The following is an 18,165-nucleotide window of genomic DNA, read 5'->3' as shown; positions in this document are numbered from 1 at the left end:
GGCCCATAGGGGAGGGAAGACATGAAGCACTTCGTATCGGGACTGGCCATCGCCGCGGCACTGGCCGCGCCGGCCCTGGCGCAGGACGCGGAAACCAAGGTGATCGGGGTGTCGATCCCGGCTGCCACGCATGGCTGGGCGGGCGGCATGAACTACTTCGCGCAGGCCGCCGTGGACCGGCTGGAGGAAACCTATCCGCAGCTTGACTTCGTCCTGGCGACGGCCTCGGATCCGGGCAAGCAGGTCAACGACATCGAGGACATGGTGGCCACGCGCAACATCGACGCGCTTGTGGTGCTGCCCTTCGAATCCGAGCCGCTGACCGGCCCCGTCCAGAACGTCAAGGCATCGGGCGCCTGGATCACGGTCGTGGACCGGGGCCTGTCGCAGGAGGGCATCGAGGATCTGTATGTCGCGGGCGACAACCCCGGCTTCGGCCGCGTCGCGGGCGAATACATGGCCCAGGCCCTGCCCGAGGGCGGCAAGATCGTCGTGCTGCGCGGCATCCCGACCACCATCGACAACGAGCGCGTCGAAGGCTTCCAGGCCGCCATCGAAGGCAAGAACATCGAGATCCTGGGCATGGAGCATGGCGACTGGAACCGCGACAAGGCCTTCACGGTGATGCAGGACTTCCTGTCCAGGCATCCGCAGATCGACGCGGTCTGGGCATCCGACGACGACATGGCGGTGGGCGTCCTGGGCGCCATCGAGGCCGCGGGCCGCGACGACATCAAGTTCGTCTTGGGCGGGGCGGGCATGAAGGAGATGGTCAAGCGCACCATGGACGGCGACCCGATGATCCCCGCCAACGTCACCTATCCCCCGGCGATGATCGCCACCGCCATCGAGATCACCGCCGTGGGGCTGGTGTCGCAGGCGCCGGTGTCGGGCGACTTCATCATCGGCTCGGTGCTGGTCACCCCCGAGAACGCCGAGACCTATTACTATCCCGACAGCCCGTTCTGATCGCAGACGCGGCTCTTCCAGGGGGCCGCGGCCCGGCAGCCCGCCCGGATCATGTCAGGTCCCGGATCCGTTCGGCGGCGGCCCTTGAGGCGCGGTCCCAGGTCCGCTCGGCCAGGATCCACCGGCGGGCCTGGGCGCCCAGCCTCTGGCGCAGGGCCGGGTCGCGGATCAGGCTCTCCAGGGTTGCAGCCAGATCCGCGGTATCGCCCTGCCGGTAGACCATGCCGGTATGGCCGTGCCGGACCATGTCCAGGAAGGGCGGCAGATCGGGGACGACCACGCATTTCGCCATTGCCATGGCTTCCAGCGGCTTCAGCGGCGAAACCGTCTGCGTCACCTTCAGCGGCTTGCGGGGCAGGGGCGCGATGTCCACCAGCGAATACCACTCGGCCACGGCCTCGGCGGGGACGCGGCCGGGCAGGATGACCCTGTCGGCGATGCCGGCCGCTTCCGCCTGGCTGCGCAGGCCGTCGAGGATGGCGGTCCGTGGCGCCTCCTCGCCGCCGACGATGACCATGCGGAAATCCTGTCCCCTCCGGGCCAAGCTGGCCCCTGCCGCCACCAGGTCGTCCAGGCCCTCGTAGGCATTGAAGGAGCCGACGTAACCGATCACCGGGGTTCCGGCGGCGATGCCCAACTGGCTTGCCAGGGCGGCAGAGCGTTCGCGGGGCAGGAAGCGGTCAGGGTCTGCCGCATTGGGCAGCAGGCATATCCGTTCGGGGTGCACGCCGCGCAGGATCAGTTCGTCCCGCATCGCCGGGTTCAGGGTCAGGACCAGATCCGCGCGCGTGGCGGCCAGGGCTTCCAGTTCGCAGGCGATCCGGTAGCCCTCGCCCGCGCCCCAGGCCGGATCCTTGGCGGCGCGGGAATATTCCCAGAACCCCCTGACGTCGTAGATGAAGGGCAGGCGCAGCCGGCGGGCCGCCAGCATGGCGGGAATGGCGGTCTGGTGGTTCGATCCCGCCATCACCGCCTTGGGGCCTGTCTCGGCCAGCCGGTCGAGCAGTTCGGCCTCGGCGGCGCGGAAGCTGGCGAAGTCGCCGGGGATGCGGTGGGCCTCGCTGCCGCAGCGGTGGTAGGTCACCGGGCCGATCCCGGCCGGTTCAGCAGGCCCCGCAAGCCCGCGATGCCACGGAAAGCCGGGGCGCGTCAGGCAGTGGATCGTCAGGCCGTGATCCTGAAGCGCGGCCACCACGGACTGGGTGCGCATCGAATATCCCGTCGTGTCCTGCGGCAGGCTGACCGACAGGACATAGCACAGATCCGGCCCCGCCTGAACGCGGCCCGCGGGCCTGCCGCCGCCGCCTTCGGGATGGTCCAGGCGGGCCTTCAGCAGGGCGGGCTCCATCAGCCTGCCGGCCGTCCCGGCCTCGATCGCCGCCCAGCAGCGGTCGAGGCACGCCGGATCCCTGAGGGCCAGCATCCGCAGGCACATCAGCGCGAAGGGCAGATGCTGCCGGGCCAGGCCGGCAAGACCTTGTTCGACAAGGGCAGCCCCCGGGCCGTCCAGAAGGCCCTCGACAAGGCCGAAGGCCGACTTTTCACGCCCGGAAAGGTGAAGGCAGCAGGCGGCCTCCAGAAGGGCGCGGGTCTTCAGGGCCCGGGCCGTCCCGGCAGCGTCGTCTTGGTCGTCGAAGGGACAGGATGCCATGCAGAAAGCCCCGGAATGGCGGAAAGGTCAGGTGGCCTGCGGGCCGTCCGCCTGCATGGCGGCAGCCCGGATTGCCGCGAAGCCGTCGGCGGCATCCTGGCCGCGCAGCCGGGCCAGGGCATCCCTGGAGGTTCCGGCGATCTCGTCCAGCCGGCTTTCGATGCCCGCCAGCCGGCGATGCAGCCTTGCCTGTTCCCAGCTGCCGACCTGACCGGCCACATCGCCGCGGCGCAGCCGGTCGGCCGCGAACCAGACCGGGTGCAGGTGACCGTTCTGCGCCAGCGAGTCGGCCCAGAGCCATCCGGGAATCCCGGCCAGGGTCGAGGCCGCCCGCAGCGCGTAGGGATAGAGCGCCTCGGCGGACAGCCGGTCGCAATGCCAGGCCATGTTCTCGATCAGCCAGGCCACCGCCAGCCGGTGATGGCGGGTGTCCTTGCCGGGCAGCATCCGCCCGATGGTCTCGAAATGGGTGAAGAAGGCGGCAAGCGCCATTCCGTCCTCGGCCATCGTCTGCCCCGGCCGGTTGACGCGGTGCTGGCAGAGCGCGACATCCACGAACCGGATGCTGCCTGCGGCAAGGCAGACGGCCCAGTGGAAGGGGTTGTCCTCGTAGAAGAAGTCGCCTTCGGGAAAGCGCAGGCCGGCCGCGTCCAGGAAGCCCCGGCGATAGAGCTTCCTCCACGGCACGCCGATCAGCGACAGGGCCTGCAGCCGCAGCGTTTCAAGATCGGCCCCGCCGTCCAGACGGTGCCAGCGGTCGCTGTCGGCGGGACGGCGCGATGCGCCGGTCTGGTCGTCGAAGACCCGGTAGTTGGCCACAAGGATATCCGCGGGCGTCAGCCGCATCTGCGCCCGGGCGCGGTTGAAGCCCTGCGGGATGATCCAGTCGTCGCCGTCCACGAAGAAGACCGTCTCGCGGCTGGCCATCGACAGCCCGATATTGGCCGGGATGCCCACGCCGCCCATGGTGTTGGTCCCCAGGCAGACGGGGTGCAGCGCGACGTCCGGGGCAAAGCCGAAGGCGCCAAGCCCGGTGGCGATCAGGTCGGCCGAGCCGTCGTCCGACCCGTCATCGACCAGGATCACCTCGTCGCCGGGCCGGGCCACGGCGGCCAGGGATTGCAGGCATCGGGGAAGGAAGGGGCCGACATTGTAGCTGGTCAGGATGAAGCTGACGGACATCTCAGGTCCCTTCGCGCATCAGGAAGGCCACGATTTCCTCGGCCTGGTCGGGCCGCCAGGCGGCGAAGATCCGAAAGTCCTCGGGACGAAGCTGCATGTAAAGCCGTCTCATCAGCCGCTTGAAGTCGGGCACGATGCCGGCATCGACGTGATCGAGGTTCCAGCGGCACAGGTCGTCGGCGAACTGGATGAACTGGCGCATGAGGATCGGCCGGTCCGGCGCCGCCTGCAGGTCGCGGATCAGCCCGCTCAGGATGCCTTCCAGGCACAGCCGCTCGGCGCCGCGCCGGGTGGTCAGGTGGTGGTCGCGGTCCTGGATGACATGGACCGCGCCGATCCGGCAATCGGCCTGGATCCGCGCCGCCTCGAGGAAGCTGAGCCAGTGCAGCCGGATGTCGTTGTGGACCGGCGTTTCCGAACAGCGGATCCCCGACTGCCGCAGGAAATCCGTCCGGTAGATCTTGTTCCAGGGATAGTTGCTGATCGAACACAGTTCTGCCGCCTCGGACGGGTCCAGCAGGCCGAAGGACCGCGCGCCCAGGGCCCGGCGCCACCGCGCCTCCTCGGACGGGAAGGTTCCCTCGCGGCCCTCGCCGTCAAGGATGCGGGTGTCGCTGTGGCGGAAGATCGTGAAGTCGGGGCAGTCCGCGTCCAGATGCTGCTGGAGGATGGCGGGAAGATCCGGCGCAAGCCGGTCGTCCGCGTCGAAGAACAGAAGGTTCTGCGCGGTGACCGCGCCAAGTGCGGCGTTGCGCGCATGGCCCGCGCCCCGCCGCGTGGCGGACTTCAGATAGACCAGGCTGCCGCCCAGCACATCTTCGGAAAAACCCAAGGCCGCGGGGTCGCAGGACAGGTCCGACCCGTCGTCCGAGACCACGATCTGGGAAAAGACCCCCATCCGCGAGACCTGCCCCAGAAGATCTCGCCAGATCCTCGGGCAGGTTCCAGACCGGAACGATGATCGCCAGCGAAGCCCTGTCCGTCATCGGGCCTCACACCGCAAAGACGCGGAGATCCAGGATCTCGATCTCGAGCGGGCCGGGGCGGAAGAACAGGATCAGGTCGCGCCATTGCGCCTGAAGCGGCAGGTTCGGGACGCGCGCGATCTCGAGAACGTCGAGATGCGTGGAGGGCGCCGCAAAGGACGCCAGGGCCTTGCCGAAGGGCTGGTCCACGAAATCGCCGTCCCGGCCCGACCGCAGGGTGAACCGCGACAGCGTGGACTGGGGGCCGAGGTGCGGGCGATGACGCCCACCGCCCCCGTCCCCGCCAGATCCATCGCCCCCAGCGAGATCGTCAGGCATTGCCATTGGGGCAGCGACCGCGACCGGCAGGACAGGCTCAGCGACAGCATGTTGTCCCGGCCGCTGCGGTACTGGCCCTTCATCTGCGCCCCGGCGCTATGCGAGAAGGTGATTCCGTTCAGGATGAGGGTCTTTTCGGCGCTGATCGTGCCGCTGGCATCGAGGGCTCTCAGGGCGCTCAGCGAAAAGCGGACATCGGCATCGGGGCCAAGAAAAAGGTTGTCCTGCATTCAAATCCTCATCGTCCCGAGACGAAACCCGAACATCGGCGCTGGATAGGGGAAAGGCGTGTCGCGCACAAGCTTGGGCCTGACCGCGGCCTGCAAGCGGGCGGGCCGCATTGCCGCTTTCACATCACGCCCGACTGCTGTACCGACAGGCCACTTTCCGACCGCCGCAGGAGGAGCCTGGTCATGGACCCTGATAACGCCGCAGCGTTCCACCCCGACATCGCCCCGCGTCCCGGGATGGCGGCTAGGGACGCCCCCGCATCCCCGCCGGCGCCGCCCGTTGCGCAGCCGGAAGACGGCGGCCTGCCGGAACGGCTGGCCCGGCTTCAGGCGGACCTGTCCCATCATCGGCAACTGCTGGCCGAGGCGCAGGCAGAGCATCGCGAGCGGATCGACGACATCGTGGCCCTGACCGCCCATTACCGGACCCGGCTCGAGGAAGCCGCGGAGCGCGCAGGGGCGCAGGCGGGCGAAATCTCGGCCCTGAAGCAGCAGGTCCAGGATCTGGCCCGGCGGCTGGACGAGGTGAGCCGGCACCGCGACAGCCTGCTGAACAGCACCTCGTGGAAGATCACCGCCCCGATCCGGGCCGTGATGCGGACCCTCCGCGGATACTGACCGGCGCTTCTGCATTGCGGGATGCAGGCCCCTTCAGGAGGCTGCGTCGATCGCCAGTCCCTCGTCGCGCCGGATGGCGACGCGATGCTGCCCCTCGGCATCGCCCCAGGCCAGGCGGAAGCGCCGGCCCGTGACATTGCAGCGGCTGGCCTGCGGGGCCGCCTTGGGATGTTCCGCGAAGGTGAACAGGGTGGCGAAGCTGCCCGTCACGGACTGCGACCGACGGAACCCGAAGGCGGGCGCGGGCAGGGCCTCGCGTTCCTTGCCCGACCACCAGCCCTGAAGGCGGGGCCCGGTGACGCCGGTCTCGACCGGCACGGGTTCGGCCCCGGGCAGAAGGGCAAGCGCGTGCAGGGTCTGGCCACCGGCGGTCTGCAGCGTAAAACCGCCGTCCCGCGATGTCGCGCGGCTTCCGGGGGCGGCGTGGAACCACTGCACGACGTCGTGAGGCTGCTTGCGGTTGTCGGTGAAGACGTCGAAGACGATCAGCCACTGTGCGGGCCTAAACACCAGCACGCGCTCGTGCCGGATCGAGCCGAACTGCTTGCAGGCGGTTTCGATCGCGTGGACGCCTTTGGCCTCGACCGCGGCGACGATCGCGCTGCCATAGGGCTTCACGCCGCGGCGGGGGTTGTTGAGGCCGTCGAATTCCAGGGTGTTGTGGGCGCGCGTCGATTCGACGAACAGCCGCATCGGGTCGGTGTACCAGCTGCCGTCCAGCCAGGGTTCCGAGCCCATCTCGGCCTTGCCGATATAGCCGAATCGCCCCGCATCGACCAGCAGCGGCTTGCCCCGGTCGAACCACACGAAGCTGAGGTCGTCGGCGTGCTTGTGGGTGCGCGAATGAAAGCAGGCCGTTTGCGCCAGATAGCTGTCGGCACCGGGATCCTGCCAGCGATCCGAGGGGGCGCGGACGACGGCATAGCCGCTTTCGGGAAAGACCTTCAGCCCCTGCGGTCGGGGCAGCTCGTGCGGCGGGCAGGTCGCGGCCCCGCGCATCAGGGGCGTATCCCAGCGTTCCTGCGCCACCTCGGCCGGACAGCGGACGCTGCGGCTGTCGCTGTCGCCGAAATTGACCAAATGCCCCGACGGCAGGATGAACCAGGCCAGGGCCTCCTCGATCTCCAGGGCCCGCCGGCGCAGGCCTTCATCCGCGATCAGGCCGCTGCGGACGATGCCCTGCAGGGTGTTGAGGACCATGCGGTGGTAATCGGGCGAATGTTCGCGGTGGACGTTTTCGGCGCTGAACTGCATGTCCAGGATCCTGGCGAAGCGTCCGAGGCCCTGTTCGTACAGCGCCCGCATCGCGTCGGACTGGTCCGCAAAGCGCCGGCCCAGGGCCAGCTGGCCAGCGATCTGGTAATAGCCGTGGTTGTTGTGAAAGACGATGGTGGCGTCGTCCGCAAGTTCCGCCCGGTGGTCCTCCAGTGTCCTGTCGAGGATCTGGCGGCTGCCAGTGGTCAGCATTCCTGCCGCGTCCGCAGCCTGGCGAAGATAGCCGAGGCGGTAGGCCCGCATCCCCACCGCCATGTCGTACCAGGCCATGATGGGCGCATCGTCCCGGCCCCGGGGATGACGCGCTGCCCAGTCGAGCCCGATCTTCAGGGCGGGCTCCAGAAACCGCTGCTCGCGGGTGCGATGATGGGCCATCAGAAGCGGGTCGATCATGTCCAGGCAATGGATCAGAAAGCTCCAGGACCTCAGGGCCGGATCGGGATTGTCCCAAGGAATGGGGCCGTTGATGTCGATGCAGGGATAGTCGCGGCGCGACCAGCCGGACTCCAATATCTTCCGGGCCTTGAGGAGGGATCCTGCACAGGTGTTTCCGGTCAGATTTTCATACGGCTGGATGGGCCTGCTCCTTGGTTTCGACTGTCCGGGGGTAAGGCACTGTCTTGGTCATGCGCACGCCGTGCATCTCAACCCGGCCCGGCAATGACTGCAAGCCTGCGCGCGAGAAAGACCGGGAAATGCGCGGCAAGTTCCTCGTGCGTGTCGTAGGACGGCAGATCCCAGGTGACCTGCAGGCCCTGCTCCTGAGCGAGGGCCTTGAAGGGCAGGGCATGGCGCTCATAATGCGGCTCACCGGTGCCGACGTGGAAATGCACCGTGGTGGGCCATCCGGTTCTGCTGCGAAGCAGTTCGACAAGGACGGAATTGGCCCATGCCTCGGCCTCGGCCGACACGCTGCCGGCAAGGTATTCCAGGATGGGCGGAAGGACCGAATCTTTGGCGGGCGTGTTCAGGTAGCTGCCCAGCATGATCTGCGGGCCGCCCGCGATGACGTCGCCCGCCTCGGCCCGCAACCCGTGATAGATCGCGGCATAACCGCCCTTGGAGGACCCCGCGGTGATGACGTCCCGCGCCGACAGGCCGCAGTCCTGCCTGACCTGCGCGATCAGCCGCTGGACCATGTCGGCGATCGTCAGGCTGCGGTTGGGGCCGAGGTAATACGAACTGCGCGTCAGCGGGTCGCTGCCGTAGTCGTCCTTGATGTACAGCCGATGCGCGTTCACGTCCGACAGGGTGCCGATGTAGTTGTAGGACTGGCGGGTGTTGATCGCCTGGAACACGACGATCAGCCGGCGCGCGCCGGGACGGGGAAGAACAGGTATTTCAGCTCGTTCTCGAAGACCTGCTCCTGCAGCAGGGGGCGATAGCGGACCTGGTCCTGCCAGCGGCCGTCGCGCATCACCTGCAGCTTGACCCTCAGGCTGAACGGGTTGGGCGACAGGTCGCGAAGCGAACCCTCCCATGTCTGGCCGGCCTGCAGGACATGGCGGGCGCAGAAGTCCCCGGCGGTCCTGTCGTGAACGACGGCCCGGCAGGGCTCGTCGATGCCGTCCCGGGCCGGGTCGATCTGGAAGCGGAAGAAGCGGTCGTGGTCGGGGGCGGTCACGGCTGCTCCATCCACGTCCTGACGCGGTCGCCCATCCGGCGCCAGGTTCGCTCGGCCTGGACATGGCGGCGGGCGTTGCGGCCGATCCTGCGGCGCAGATCCCCATCGGTGATGAGAAGGGCCAGCTTTGCCGCCAAATCGTCGGGGTTGCCCTTTTCGAAGATCAGCCCGGTCTGGCCGTCTTCCACCATCTCGGCCATTGCGCGGACCGAGGACATGACCACGGCCTTTTCCATCGCCATCGCTTCCAGCGGCTTCAGGGGCGTGACCAGTTCCGTCACCGGCTGCGGCTTGCGCGGAAACGGGGCGATGTCGATCAGCGAATACCAGGCGTCCACCTCCTCGTGGGGCACCCGCCCCGGCGTGATCAGCCAGTCCGATAGCCCCTGTTCGCGGGCGATCGCCTCGATCTCGGACTCGACGGGTCCGGCCTTGCCGCCGACCAGAACCAGCCGGAAGCGGTGGCCGTCGCGGCGCAGCCGCGCACAGGCGCGGGTCAGGTCGTCCAGCCCCTCGTACTGCACGAACGAGCCGATATAGCCGATCACCGGAACATCGGCGGGGATGTTCCAGGCCAGGGCCAGATCTTCGGCCCGCGGCGCCGGGCGGAAGTGATCGGGATCGCAGGAATTCGGCAGCAGCGAAATCCGCCGGGCCGCCACGCCCCGGCGCACCAGTTCGTCCCGCATCGGCGATGCCAGCGTGAAGACGTGATCGCACAGGGCCGCCGTGCGCGATTCAAGTGCCTTCTGCATCTGGTAGCTCAGCGAGGCCTCGTGCGCGGGGTTGTGGGACGACTGCGTGACCTCCCAGAAGCCGCGCACTTCGTAGGCCACGGGCAGACCGCAGCGCCGCGCCGCCAGCAGCGTCGGCAACGCGGCCACGTAGTTCGAGGCGACCATCACCGCCTGCGGCCGGATCTCGCGCAGGCGCTGCTCGATCCGGTCGGCGGCGTCCTTCAGATAGGCCTGGCTGCGGCCGGGGCCGTTCCGCAGGGGGTGCAGGTCGCGCAGATAGGTGATGCCTTCGACCGTATCCCGGGGCGGAATCGTCTCGGGCAGGTCCTTGACGACATCGACGGGAAAGCCTGGACGGGTCAGGCAGACAAGGTCGATGCCCGCCTCGCGCATCCCGGTGGCGATGCCATGCCCGCGCGTGGCGTATCCGTTGGTCAGGTAGGGGCGGCTGTGGTGAAGGACATAAAGCAGCCGTCCCGGCGTCGGCACGACCGGGTCGGCCGCGCCGTTCCCGGCCGCCTCCTCCAGAAGGACAAGACCGTAAAGATCGTCGCCTTCCAGCCCGGCCAGTTCGCGTTCCACGGCCGGGGGCAGCGGACCCGACCGCCTCAGGTGCCGCACAAGCTGCCTTGTCGCCGCAAGCGCCAGGTCCAGATCGGCATGGTCGCGCGCCCGTTCCAGGCAACGGCGCGTTCTGTCCGGATCGGGATGGCCGTCGCCCAGAGCCGCCTTGAGAAGCGAAAGGCCCGAGCGTTTGCGGCCCAGGGCGAACAACTGGTCCGCAGCCTCCGCAAGGTCATCCGCATGGGACATGCATCACTCCTTCGATCGGGCACCGCAGCGACCAGAGGGCGGCGCGGCTCTGCCCTGCCCGTGGCAAGCCGGTCGCCGCTCGGCCTTCTTCCTGTCCCGCACAAGCCTACTGTGCCGCGATGCCGGCAAGGGGTTCGTGGCTGGTCCAGATGCCGCGGGTGTCGATCAGCCGGACCTTGGCGGGGGCGGGCATGGCCTTGAAGTCGTCGTGATCGACCAGCAGCACGACGACGTCGCAGGCGCGCACCGCCTCGGTCGGGCGGACCAGCCGGGCGCGGCTCCCGAAGGACGCGGGCAGCGTCTCGATGAACGGCTCGACGATGTCCACGCGGCCAGGATAGGCCTCGGCCAGCTTCGTGGCGATGCCCAGGGCGGGGCTTTCGCGCAGGTCGTCGATGTTGGGCTTGAAGGCCAGGCCGAAGCAGGCGATGCGGGCGGCCTCGCCGGTTTCCTCGGCATGGGCGGCGACGGCCTGATGCACCTTGCCCAGCACCCATTGCGGCTTGCTGTCGTTGGTCTCGCGCGCGGTGCGGATGATCCGGGCCTCGTCGGAGGCCTGGCTGACGATGAACCAGGGATCCACCGCGATGCAATGGCCGCCCACGCCGGGGCCGGGCTGCAGGATGTTGACGCGCGGATGGCGGTTCGCCAGGCGGATCAGTTCCCAGACGTTGATGCCCAGCCGGTCGCAGATCAGCGACAGCTCGTTGGCGAAGGCGATGTTCACGTCGCGGAAGCTGTTTTCGGTCAGCTTGGCCATTTCGGCGGTGCGGCAGTCGGTCTCGATGCAGTCGCCCTCGACCGCCAGCTTGTAGAGCTTGCGCGCCCGGGTGGCGCAGGCCTCGGTCATGCCGCCGATGATGCGGTCGTTCGAGACCAGTTCGGCCAGGGCGTGGCCGGGCAGGATCCGTTCCGGGCAGTGGGCGATGCGGATGTCCGATGCCTCGCCGTGGGTCTGCGGGAAGGTCAGGTCGGGACGGGCCTCGGCCAGCCAGGCGGCCATCTGCTCGGTCGTGCCGACGGGGCTGGTCGATTCGAGGATGACCAGATCGCCCCGCTTCAGCACCGGCGCGATGGCCCGGGTCGCGGCTTCGACATAGGTCAGATCCGGGTCGTGGCCTTGGCCGCGATCGCAGAAGGGGGTGGGCACGGCGATCAGGAACGCGTCCGCGGGTTCCGGGACGGTCGTGGCCCGCAGGTGCCCGGCCTCGATCGTGCGGCGCAACGCATCCTCGAGCCCCGGCTCGACGATGTGGGTTTCGCCGCGGTTGATCTTGGCGACCGCCTGTTCGTTGACGTCGAGGCCGACCACGGTGACGCCGCGCAGGGCAAAGACGACGGCCGTGGGCAGGCCGATATAGCCAAGCCCCACCATGCAGATGCGGTCGAATGCAGCGCTCATGTCTTGCTCTTTTTCTGAAAGGTGATGAGGGCGTCCAGGATGCGGCCGACTGCCTGGCCGTCGCCATAGGGATTGTGGGCAAAGGCCATCTGGTCATAGGCCCCGGTGTCGGTCATCAGGCGCGTGACCTCGGCCACGACGGTATCGGTGTCCGTGCCCACCAGACGGACCGTTCCCGCCTCGACGGCTTCGGGACGTTCGGTGGTGTCGCGCATGACCAGGACCGGCTTGCCCAGGGACGGGGCCTCTTCCTGGATGCCGCCCGAATCGGTGAGGATCAGGTACGAGCGCTTCATGAGCCAGACGAAGGGCAGGTAGTCCAGCGGCTCGATCAGGTGGATGTTGGGGGCACCGCTGAGGATACGCTGGACCGGCTCTCGGACATTGGGGTTCAGGTGCATCGGATAGACGATCTGCGCCTCGGGAAAGCGCGCGGCGATCTGTTGCAGGGCCTGGCAGATGCGCTCGAAACCGCCGCCGAAGCTTTCGCGGCGGTGGCCGGTGATCAGGATCACCGGGCTGTCGGGCCTCAGGAAGCCGAAGCCCGCGGCCAGGTCGCGCTCAAGCTGCGGGTCGGCCTCGATGCGGGCGACCACCTGCAGCAGCGCGTCGATCACCGTGTTTCCCGTGACCACGATGCGGTCGGCGGGAACGTTCTCGGCCAGCAGGCTGTCGCGCGAGGTGGCCGTGGGCGCCAAGTGCAGCGCCGCAAGCGAACCGGTGACGCGCCGGTTTCCCTCCTCCGGCCAGGGGGAATACAGGTTTCCGGTGCGCAGGCCCGCCTCGACATGGGCGACCGGGATGCGCGAGAAATAGGCAGCCAGGGTCGATGACAGGGTGGTTGCCGTGTCGCCGTGGACCAGCACGATGTCGGGGCGGACATCGTCCAGAACCCGACGCAGACCAAGCAGGATATCCGAGGTGACGCCGAACAGATCCTGGCCGGGACGCATCACGTCAAGATCGTGGTCGGGGGTGATGTCGAACAGCCTGATGACCTGGTCCAGCATCTCGCGGTGCTGGGCAGTGATGCACACCCTGCTGTCGAACCGGGGGTCACGGGCAAGGGCCGTGGCCAGCGGCGCCATCTTGATGGCCTCCGGGCGGGTTCCAAAGACGGTCAGGACACGCACATCAAAGGCTCCGGCATTGGCGGAAGTCGCTTACCTTCCAGACAGGGATCGAACAGGCTCAACTTTTGAACGTCACAGGTGCCGCGGTCCACATGGCAACGACGGCGTTTCCGCCCGTGCCCGCGTCGCGGCTGCCCGTATCACGGCTTCCATCCTGCGCTCAAGACGCGGCCGCCACAAATCGCGCGAATGATGCAGGCGGGGCACTGGCGCTTGTTCGCTGCAGGGACCGCCCCCGGATGCTGCGCCCGCCGGACGGGGGATTTCGGGGTCGCGACGCAACCAGATCGCCGTCTCGACCGTTCAGGGGCATGTGGACCTGGATCGTGCAGAACGCCGCCGTGGTGCAGGCCGTGGTCGGGCTGGTCACGGCCGCCGTCTGGATAACCTATCTGCAGGTCTTCATAGAAAACATGCGCCGCGGCCGCCGAAGCGAGATCCTCATCACCCTTGCGGGCGATCGCGGACTGTCGGGCCGGGTTCTGGTCAGCAACCTGGGGCTAGAGCCGGTCTATGTCCTCGACATCCTGCTGACGGTTCACAGCGAACCGGGCCACCACGTCCTGTCGGTCGCGGACCGGACCGAAGTCGATCCTGCCCAGGTCACCAGCACCAGGCAGGCGACCCTTCAGCAGCCGCTGAAAAGCGGCGAATTCGTCGAGATCGGCACCATCGACATCCTGCTGGAGCGCGCCGGGCGGCACCTCTCGGCCGAACGGCGCGACCGCGACCTGACCGGCATCGAGATCACGGTGGCCGCCGTCACGGCTGCGGCCTCGGGGATCGTGGCCGCGCGCAGGGTCTTCGACATCGACCGGGCGCAGGACCGCATCACGCTGAGGCCCAGGACCCTCTATGCCGAACAGATCCGAAGGCGGCGCGGCCGGCAAAGGATCGAACGCCAGCTTGCCGGGATGATGTGACGAAGCGCCGGGCTGGGGGCAGGGCGGGTTGCCCCCGCGCCGCCTTTCGCCTATCCGACGCCGCACCCGACGGAAAGGACAGGATCTTGACGCAGAAGCCAGACGTTCCCCTCGATCCCGCCGCCTCTGAGGCGATCCCCGCGCCCGAGGGCGCGACCCAGATCATCCAGACCGATTACGAGGTCGGGCAGGACAACATCAGCTACCGGCGGCGCTTCGTGCTGGAACTGGACATCCACAACGTCGTCTTCAGCGTCTCGGCCCTGGGGGTGGTGGCCTTCACCCTGCTGACGCTGATGTTCCAGAACACGCTCGACCCGTTCTTCACCGGACTGAGGGATTTCCTGACCTCGCGGCTGGACTGGTTCTTCATCATCGTGGCCAACATCTTCGTCCTGCTGTGCGTGGCGCTGATCGTGCTGCCCTTCGGGCGCATCAGGCTGGGCGGGCCGGACGCCACGCCGGACTATGGCTATGGGTCCTGGTTCTCGATGCTGTTCGCGGCGGGCATGGGCATCGGGCTGATGTTCTATGGCGTGTCGGAACCCCTGGGCAACTTCACCGCGGCCTTCGAGGGGCCGGTGGCGGGGCCGGACGGGGTGCGCACCGACTGGGCGCCGCTGCAGGGGGCGGCAGGCGATGCCGAAGGCGCCCGCCGGCTTGCGATGGCCGCCACCATCTTCCACTGGGCGCTTCACCCCTGGGCGATCTATGCGGTGGTGGCGCTGTCTCTGGCCCTGTTCTCCTTCAACAAGGGCCTGCCGATGACCCTGAGGTCCATTCTCTATCCGATCTTCAGGGACCGGATCTGGGGTTGGCCCGGCCATGTGGTCGATATCCTGGCCATCTTCGCCACGATCTTCGGGCTGTCCACCTCGCTGGGGATCGGCGCCCAGCAGGCAAGCGCGGGGCTGAACTTCCTGTTCGGTCTTCCCGCCACCACCGGCGCGATGATCTTTCTCATCATCATCATCACGGCGATTGCGGCAGCATCGGTCGTGGCGGGGATGGACAAGGGCGTGAAGCGGCTGTCCGAGATCAACATGGGGCTGGCCGTCCTGCTGCTGGCCTTCGTCATCGCGGCCGGGCCGACGCTGCAGATCGCCACCGGCTTCTTCAGGAACCTGTGGGCCTATGTCGAATACCTGCCGGCCCTTTCAAATCCCGTCGGGCGGGACGATGACAACTTCCGGCACGGCTGGACCGCCTTCTACTGGGCCTGGTGGATCAGCTGGTCGCCCTTCGTCGGCATGTTCATCGCCCGCGTCAGCCGCGGCCGCACCGTGCGCGAATTCGTCATCGCGGTCCTGCTGATCCCGTCGCTGGTGTCCACCTTGTGGATGACCGCGCTTGGCGGGACCGCGATCAGCCAGGTGGTGAACCAGAGCCTGAGTTCGGTCCAGGACGCGGCCCTTGAACTGCAGCTGTTCGAGATGCTGTCACACCTGCCGCTGACCTGGATCTCGTCGCTGGTGGGCATCGTGCTGGTCGTGGTATTCTTCGTCACCTCGTCGGATTCGGGATCGCTGGTGATCGACACCATCAGCGCCGGCGGCAAGATCAACGCGCCCACCCCGCAGCGCGTCTTCTGGGCCAGCTTCGAGGGCCTGCTGGCCATCGCGCTTCTGCTGGGCGGCGGGCTTGCCGCCCTGCAGGCGATGGCGGTCTCGACCGGGTTTCCCTTCGCGATCGTTCTGGTCGCGGCGTGCTTTTCGCTCATCAAGGGGCTGGCCGACGAGCCGCGCCAGGGTGAGGATCGCGGCGAAAGCGCCTGGGCCAGCCGGCCGGGTCCGGCCCGACCGGCGGCGGGCAGGGCGCCTCCGCACAAGCACCGCCATAGCCCGGTTTCTTGGTCCGCAGGCCGCCCCTTCGGGAACCCGGGGCGGTCATGCGTGATTGGGCTTGGTCGCCCGGGATGTCCTTCTGCCGGCAGAACGGGCTTCAGCTCATGAGGGTCCCATGTCCGTTTTCACTCATCCGCCCGAACGCGCGCGGGAGGAACTTGTCTCGAACCTGATGGCGGTTCCGGCCGCCGTCGGGCTGCTCATCGCGGTTGCGGCCTTCTTCTGGCAGGGCTCCGGCATCGCCGGAACTCCCGGCGCGGCCCTGGCGATCCTGGGGACGGCCGCCCTGACGGTGGCTCTCGCTTCTGGTCGGGCGCATGGCGCCGGGGGGACTGCGCACCTTCATCGCGGTGATGATCCTGATCGGCGGGATCCTGACGCTGGTCTGCGCCTGGTTCCTGATGCAGGGCTGGATGATGCTGGCGGTCGCGCTGACGCTGGTGCTGTGGCTGATCTTCATTCTGGTGGCGAGGTAAGACCAATGAAACCGATGCTTGTCCTGTCCGCCGTGATGACGGCCGCGCTTCCTTTCACTGACACGGGCGCGCAGGCCCAGCAGACCGAATGGAAGACCTTCCACGGCAACGCGATGGCGCAGAAATATTCGGCCTCGACGCAGATCACCCCCGACAATGTCGCCGATCTCGAGAAGGCGTGGGAAATCCATACCGGCGACGTCTCGGACGGATCGGGCAATCTGGTGGGCACCGTCTGGTCGGCGACGCCCATCCTGGCCAACGACCTTCTGTATGTCGGCACGCCCTTCTACCGCATCATCGCGGTCCGGCCCGACACCGGCGAGGTCGTCTGGACCTATGCGCCCGACGACACCGTGCTGGAGCCGCTGACTCAGCCCGAGCTGAAGAACCGCGGCGTGACCTACTGGGAGGATCCGGGCGCCTCCGGCCCCTGCGCCAAGCGCGTCTATATCGGCACGATGGACGCCCATCTTCACGCGGTCGATGCCGATACCGGCCAGCTCTGCGCCGACTTCGGCGAGGGCGGCATCCTGAACGTGAACCAGTGGAACAGGCCGGGCGCGAACTTCCCGCTGTCGCAGTTGCAGCCGCCCACGGTCTTTCGCGACAAGCTGCTGCTGGGCTGGGCCGGCAAGGACTGGTACGACGCCGCCAACCCGCTGGGCTCGGTCTTTGCCGTGGACGCGCGCACTGGCGAGCGGATCTGGAGCTTCTATTCCATCCCGCAGGATTACCCCGGCACCACCGGAACCGCCAATGTCTGGACCGCCATGTCGGTGGACGAAGAGAACGGCCTGGTCTATCTGCCGGTCTCCAGCCCCAGTGCCGACTACTATGGCGGAACCCGGCTGGAGCCGATCCCGCTGGCGACCTCGGTCACCGCGCTGGACGGCGACACGGGCGAAGTCGTGTGGTCGCGCCAGCTGGTCAACCACGACATCTGGGACTACGACACCGTGTCGGCCCCGACGCTGGTGGACATTCCGGAGGACGGCGGCAGCACGACGCCCGCCCTGGTTCAGCCCACCAAGATGGGCTTCGCCTTCGTGCTGAACCGGCTGACCGGCGAGCCGATCTTCCCGATCGAGGAACGCCCCGTCCCCGCCTCGGACGTCGAGGGAGAGAGGGCCGCGCCCACGCAGCCCTTTCCCAGCCGTCCCGCCTCGACGACCGGGGACGACTGGGGCGGGGTCTTCGGCCTGGCCGACATCGCGTCCTTCGGCTACTGTTCGCGCCGGTTCGAGGATCTGCGCTATGAGGGCCGCTACACGCCGCCCAGCCTGGAAGGCTCGCTGGCCTTTCCCGCGACCGCCGGGGGGATGCAGTGGGGCGGGGGCGCCGTCGATCCGGAAACCGGCATCTTCTACATCAACAGCTCGCGCGTGGCGCAGATCTACCAGCTGATCGAGCGCGAGGAATACGACAGCCTCACCTCGGGCGGCAGCGAGGCCGAGGGCGGGCTGTTCCCGATGCATGGCACGCCCTTCGGCTTCCGGCTCGAGAACTTCCTGAACCCCATCGGGATGCCCTGCTGGAAGCCGCCCTACGGGCTGATGACCGCGATCGACCTGAAGACCGGCGAGAAGGTCTGGGAAGTCCCCTTCGGGCAGGTGCAGAAATGGGGCTTCTACATGCCCGAAAGCTGGGGGTCGCCGACGATCGGCGGGCCGGTGGTCACCGCGTCGGGGCTGATCTTCATCGGCGCGTCGATGGATGCGCGCGTCAGGGCCTTGGACGCCGCGACGGGCGAGGTGCTGTGGAAGGCGCAGGTCGATGCGCCGGCGGTGTCGAACCCGGCCGTCTATGACTACAAGGGGCGGCAGTATGTCGTCTTCGCGGTCGGGGGCAATTCGATCATCAAGCCGCAGGTGGCCGACCAGTTGATCGCCTTCGCCCTGCCCGAATGAGCCGAGGCCGGGGCTGGCCGTCCTGCGGGGCGGCTGGACCGGCATGAAGAACGGCGGCGCATCAGCGCCGCCGT

16 protein-coding genes are annotated in these 18,165 nt (G+C 68.1%); 6 read left to right on the top strand and 10 right to left on the bottom strand.

Going from position 1 to position 18,165, the window contains the following annotated elements:
• The first annotated feature begins 21 nt into the window (after window positions 1-21).
• On the top strand, window positions 22-969 hold the full coding sequence (locus tag ACZ1HC_RS15750; protein ID WP_472700919.1) for an ABC transporter substrate-binding protein: 948 nt from the start codon (window positions 22-24) through the stop codon (window positions 967-969).
• Between the two features lie 49 nt (window positions 970-1,018).
• On the opposite strand, the gene ACZ1HC_RS15745 is transcribed toward ACZ1HC_RS15750, so the two are convergent.
• The 4 genes from ACZ1HC_RS15745 to ACZ1HC_RS15730 all read right to left on the bottom strand — a co-directional run bounded on the left by ACZ1HC_RS15745 (window position 1,019) and on the right by ACZ1HC_RS15730 (window position 5,106).
• Window positions 1,019-2,620, bottom strand: coding sequence for a glycosyltransferase (locus ACZ1HC_RS15745; protein WP_472700918.1), 1,602 nt, complete (start codon window positions 2,618-2,620; stop codon window positions 1,019-1,021).
• 27 nt (window positions 2,621-2,647) lie between these two features.
• Window positions 2,648-3,802 carry a glycosyltransferase family 2 protein gene (locus ACZ1HC_RS15740; RefSeq protein ID WP_472700917.1) on the bottom strand — a complete coding sequence of 385 codons (1,155 nt, stop codon included), beginning with the start codon at window positions 3,800-3,802 and terminating at the stop codon, window positions 2,648-2,650.
• Between the two features lies 1 nt (window position 3,803).
• Window positions 3,804-4,700 (bottom strand): glycosyltransferase, encoded by an 897-nt coding sequence (locus tag ACZ1HC_RS15735; protein WP_472700916.1) that lies wholly within the window; start codon window positions 4,698-4,700, stop codon window positions 3,804-3,806.
• Window positions 4,701-4,794: 94 nt separating this feature from the next.
• Window positions 4,795-5,106, bottom strand: coding sequence for a hypothetical protein (locus ACZ1HC_RS15730; protein WP_472700915.1), 312 nt, complete (start codon window positions 5,104-5,106; stop codon window positions 4,795-4,797).
• 413 nt (window positions 5,107-5,519) lie between these two features.
• On the opposite strand from ACZ1HC_RS15730, the gene ACZ1HC_RS15725 reads away from it, so the two are divergent.
• Window positions 5,520-5,954: a hypothetical protein gene (locus tag ACZ1HC_RS15725; RefSeq protein WP_472700914.1), complete on the top strand. Its 435-nt coding sequence runs from the start codon at window positions 5,520-5,522 to the stop codon at window positions 5,952-5,954.
• A gap of 33 nt (window positions 5,955-5,987) precedes the next feature.
• Here the strand turns inward: ACZ1HC_RS15725 and ACZ1HC_RS15720 are convergent, their stop codons facing one another.
• The 6 genes from ACZ1HC_RS15720 to wecB all read right to left on the bottom strand — a co-directional run bounded on the left by ACZ1HC_RS15720 (window position 5,988) and on the right by wecB (window position 12,938).
• Window positions 5,988-7,739, bottom strand: a complete 1,752-nt coding sequence (locus ACZ1HC_RS15720; protein ID WP_472700913.1) for a heparinase II/III domain-containing protein — start codon at window positions 7,737-7,739, stop codon at window positions 5,988-5,990.
• Window positions 7,740-7,873: 134 nt separating this feature from the next.
• Complete coding sequence (locus ACZ1HC_RS15715; protein ID WP_472700912.1) at window positions 7,874-8,527, bottom strand: hypothetical protein; 654 nt, start codon at window positions 8,525-8,527, stop codon at window positions 7,874-7,876.
• Window positions 8,528-8,532: 5 nt separating this feature from the next.
• Window positions 8,533-8,853, bottom strand: a complete 321-nt coding sequence (locus tag ACZ1HC_RS15710) for a hypothetical protein (protein WP_472700911.1) — start codon at window positions 8,851-8,853, stop codon at window positions 8,533-8,535.
• A complete protein-coding gene (locus ACZ1HC_RS15705) occupies window positions 8,850-10,403 on the bottom strand; it encodes a glycosyltransferase family 4 protein (RefSeq protein ID WP_472700910.1) in 1,554 nt (517 codons plus the stop codon). The genes ACZ1HC_RS15710 and ACZ1HC_RS15705 overlap by 4 nt, the downstream gene beginning before the upstream one ends.
• Before the next feature lie 106 nt (window positions 10,404-10,509).
• Window positions 10,510-11,805: a UDP-N-acetyl-D-mannosamine dehydrogenase gene (gene wecC, locus ACZ1HC_RS15700; protein WP_472700909.1), complete on the bottom strand. Its 1,296-nt coding sequence runs from the start codon at window positions 11,803-11,805 to the stop codon at window positions 10,510-10,512.
• Window positions 11,802-12,938, bottom strand: coding sequence for a non-hydrolyzing UDP-N-acetylglucosamine 2-epimerase (gene wecB, locus ACZ1HC_RS15695; RefSeq protein ID WP_472700908.1), 1,137 nt, complete (start codon window positions 12,936-12,938; stop codon window positions 11,802-11,804). Before wecB ends, wecC begins: the two co-directional genes overlap by 4 nt.
• Window positions 12,939-13,249: 311 nt before the next feature.
• Between wecB and ACZ1HC_RS15690 the strand changes: the two genes are divergently transcribed.
• From ACZ1HC_RS15690 to ACZ1HC_RS15675, 4 genes are all read left to right on the top strand, one after another.
• Window positions 13,250-13,861 carry a hypothetical protein gene (locus tag ACZ1HC_RS15690; protein ID WP_472700907.1) on the top strand — a complete coding sequence of 204 codons (612 nt, stop codon included), beginning with the start codon at window positions 13,250-13,252 and terminating at the stop codon, window positions 13,859-13,861.
• Window positions 13,862-13,947: 86 nt separating this feature from the next.
• Entirely contained in the window at window positions 13,948-15,813 is a 1,866-nt protein-coding gene (locus ACZ1HC_RS15685) for a BCCT family transporter (RefSeq protein WP_472700906.1), read from the top strand.
• Between the two features lie 209 nt (window positions 15,814-16,022).
• Complete coding sequence (locus ACZ1HC_RS15680; RefSeq protein WP_472700905.1) at window positions 16,023-16,181, top strand: hypothetical protein; 159 nt, start codon at window positions 16,023-16,025, stop codon at window positions 16,179-16,181.
• Between the two features lie 5 nt (window positions 16,182-16,186).
• Complete coding sequence (locus ACZ1HC_RS15675) at window positions 16,187-18,091, top strand: pyrroloquinoline quinone-dependent dehydrogenase (protein WP_472700904.1); 1,905 nt, start codon at window positions 16,187-16,189, stop codon at window positions 18,089-18,091.
• The last annotated feature ends 74 nt before the right edge of the window (window positions 18,092-18,165 follow it).

The organism is Paracoccus sp. BR5-17 (assembly GCF_055693925.1).
Note: the sequence above shows the minus strand (reverse complement) of the source record. Positions and strands in the feature narration are given on the sequence as shown.

Bases quoted from the DNA above. Each gene is read 5' to 3' on its own strand.
- ACZ1HC_RS15705 (WP_472700910.1), bottom strand. From the start codon at position 10,403: ATGTCCCATGCGGATGACCTTGCGGAGGCTGCGGACCAGTTGTTCGCC.
- ACZ1HC_RS15730 (WP_472700915.1), bottom strand. From the start codon at position 5,106: ATGCCTGACGATCTCGCTGGGGGCGATGGATCTGGCGGGGACGGGGGC.
- ACZ1HC_RS15675 (WP_472700904.1), top strand. From the start codon at position 16,187: ATGAAACCGATGCTTGTCCTGTCCGCCGTGATGACGGCCGCGCTTCCT.
- ACZ1HC_RS15690 (WP_472700907.1), top strand. From the start codon at position 13,250: ATGTGGACCTGGATCGTGCAGAACGCCGCCGTGGTGCAGGCCGTGGTC.
- ACZ1HC_RS15750 (WP_472700919.1), top strand. From the start codon at position 22: ATGAAGCACTTCGTATCGGGACTGGCCATCGCCGCGGCACTGGCCGCG.
- ACZ1HC_RS15680 (WP_472700905.1), top strand. From the start codon at position 16,023: ATGGCGCCGGGGGGACTGCGCACCTTCATCGCGGTGATGATCCTGATC.
- wecC (WP_472700909.1), bottom strand. From the start codon at position 11,805: ATGAGCGCTGCATTCGACCGCATCTGCATGGTGGGGCTTGGCTATATC.
- ACZ1HC_RS15725 (WP_472700914.1), top strand. From the start codon at position 5,520: ATGGACCCTGATAACGCCGCAGCGTTCCACCCCGACATCGCCCCGCGT.
- ACZ1HC_RS15745 (WP_472700918.1), bottom strand. From the start codon at position 2,620: ATGGCATCCTGTCCCTTCGACGACCAAGACGACGCTGCCGGGACGGCC.
- ACZ1HC_RS15735 (WP_472700916.1), bottom strand. From the start codon at position 4,700: ATGGGGGTCTTTTCCCAGATCGTGGTCTCGGACGACGGGTCGGACCTG.
- ACZ1HC_RS15740 (WP_472700917.1), bottom strand. From the start codon at position 3,802: ATGTCCGTCAGCTTCATCCTGACCAGCTACAATGTCGGCCCCTTCCTT.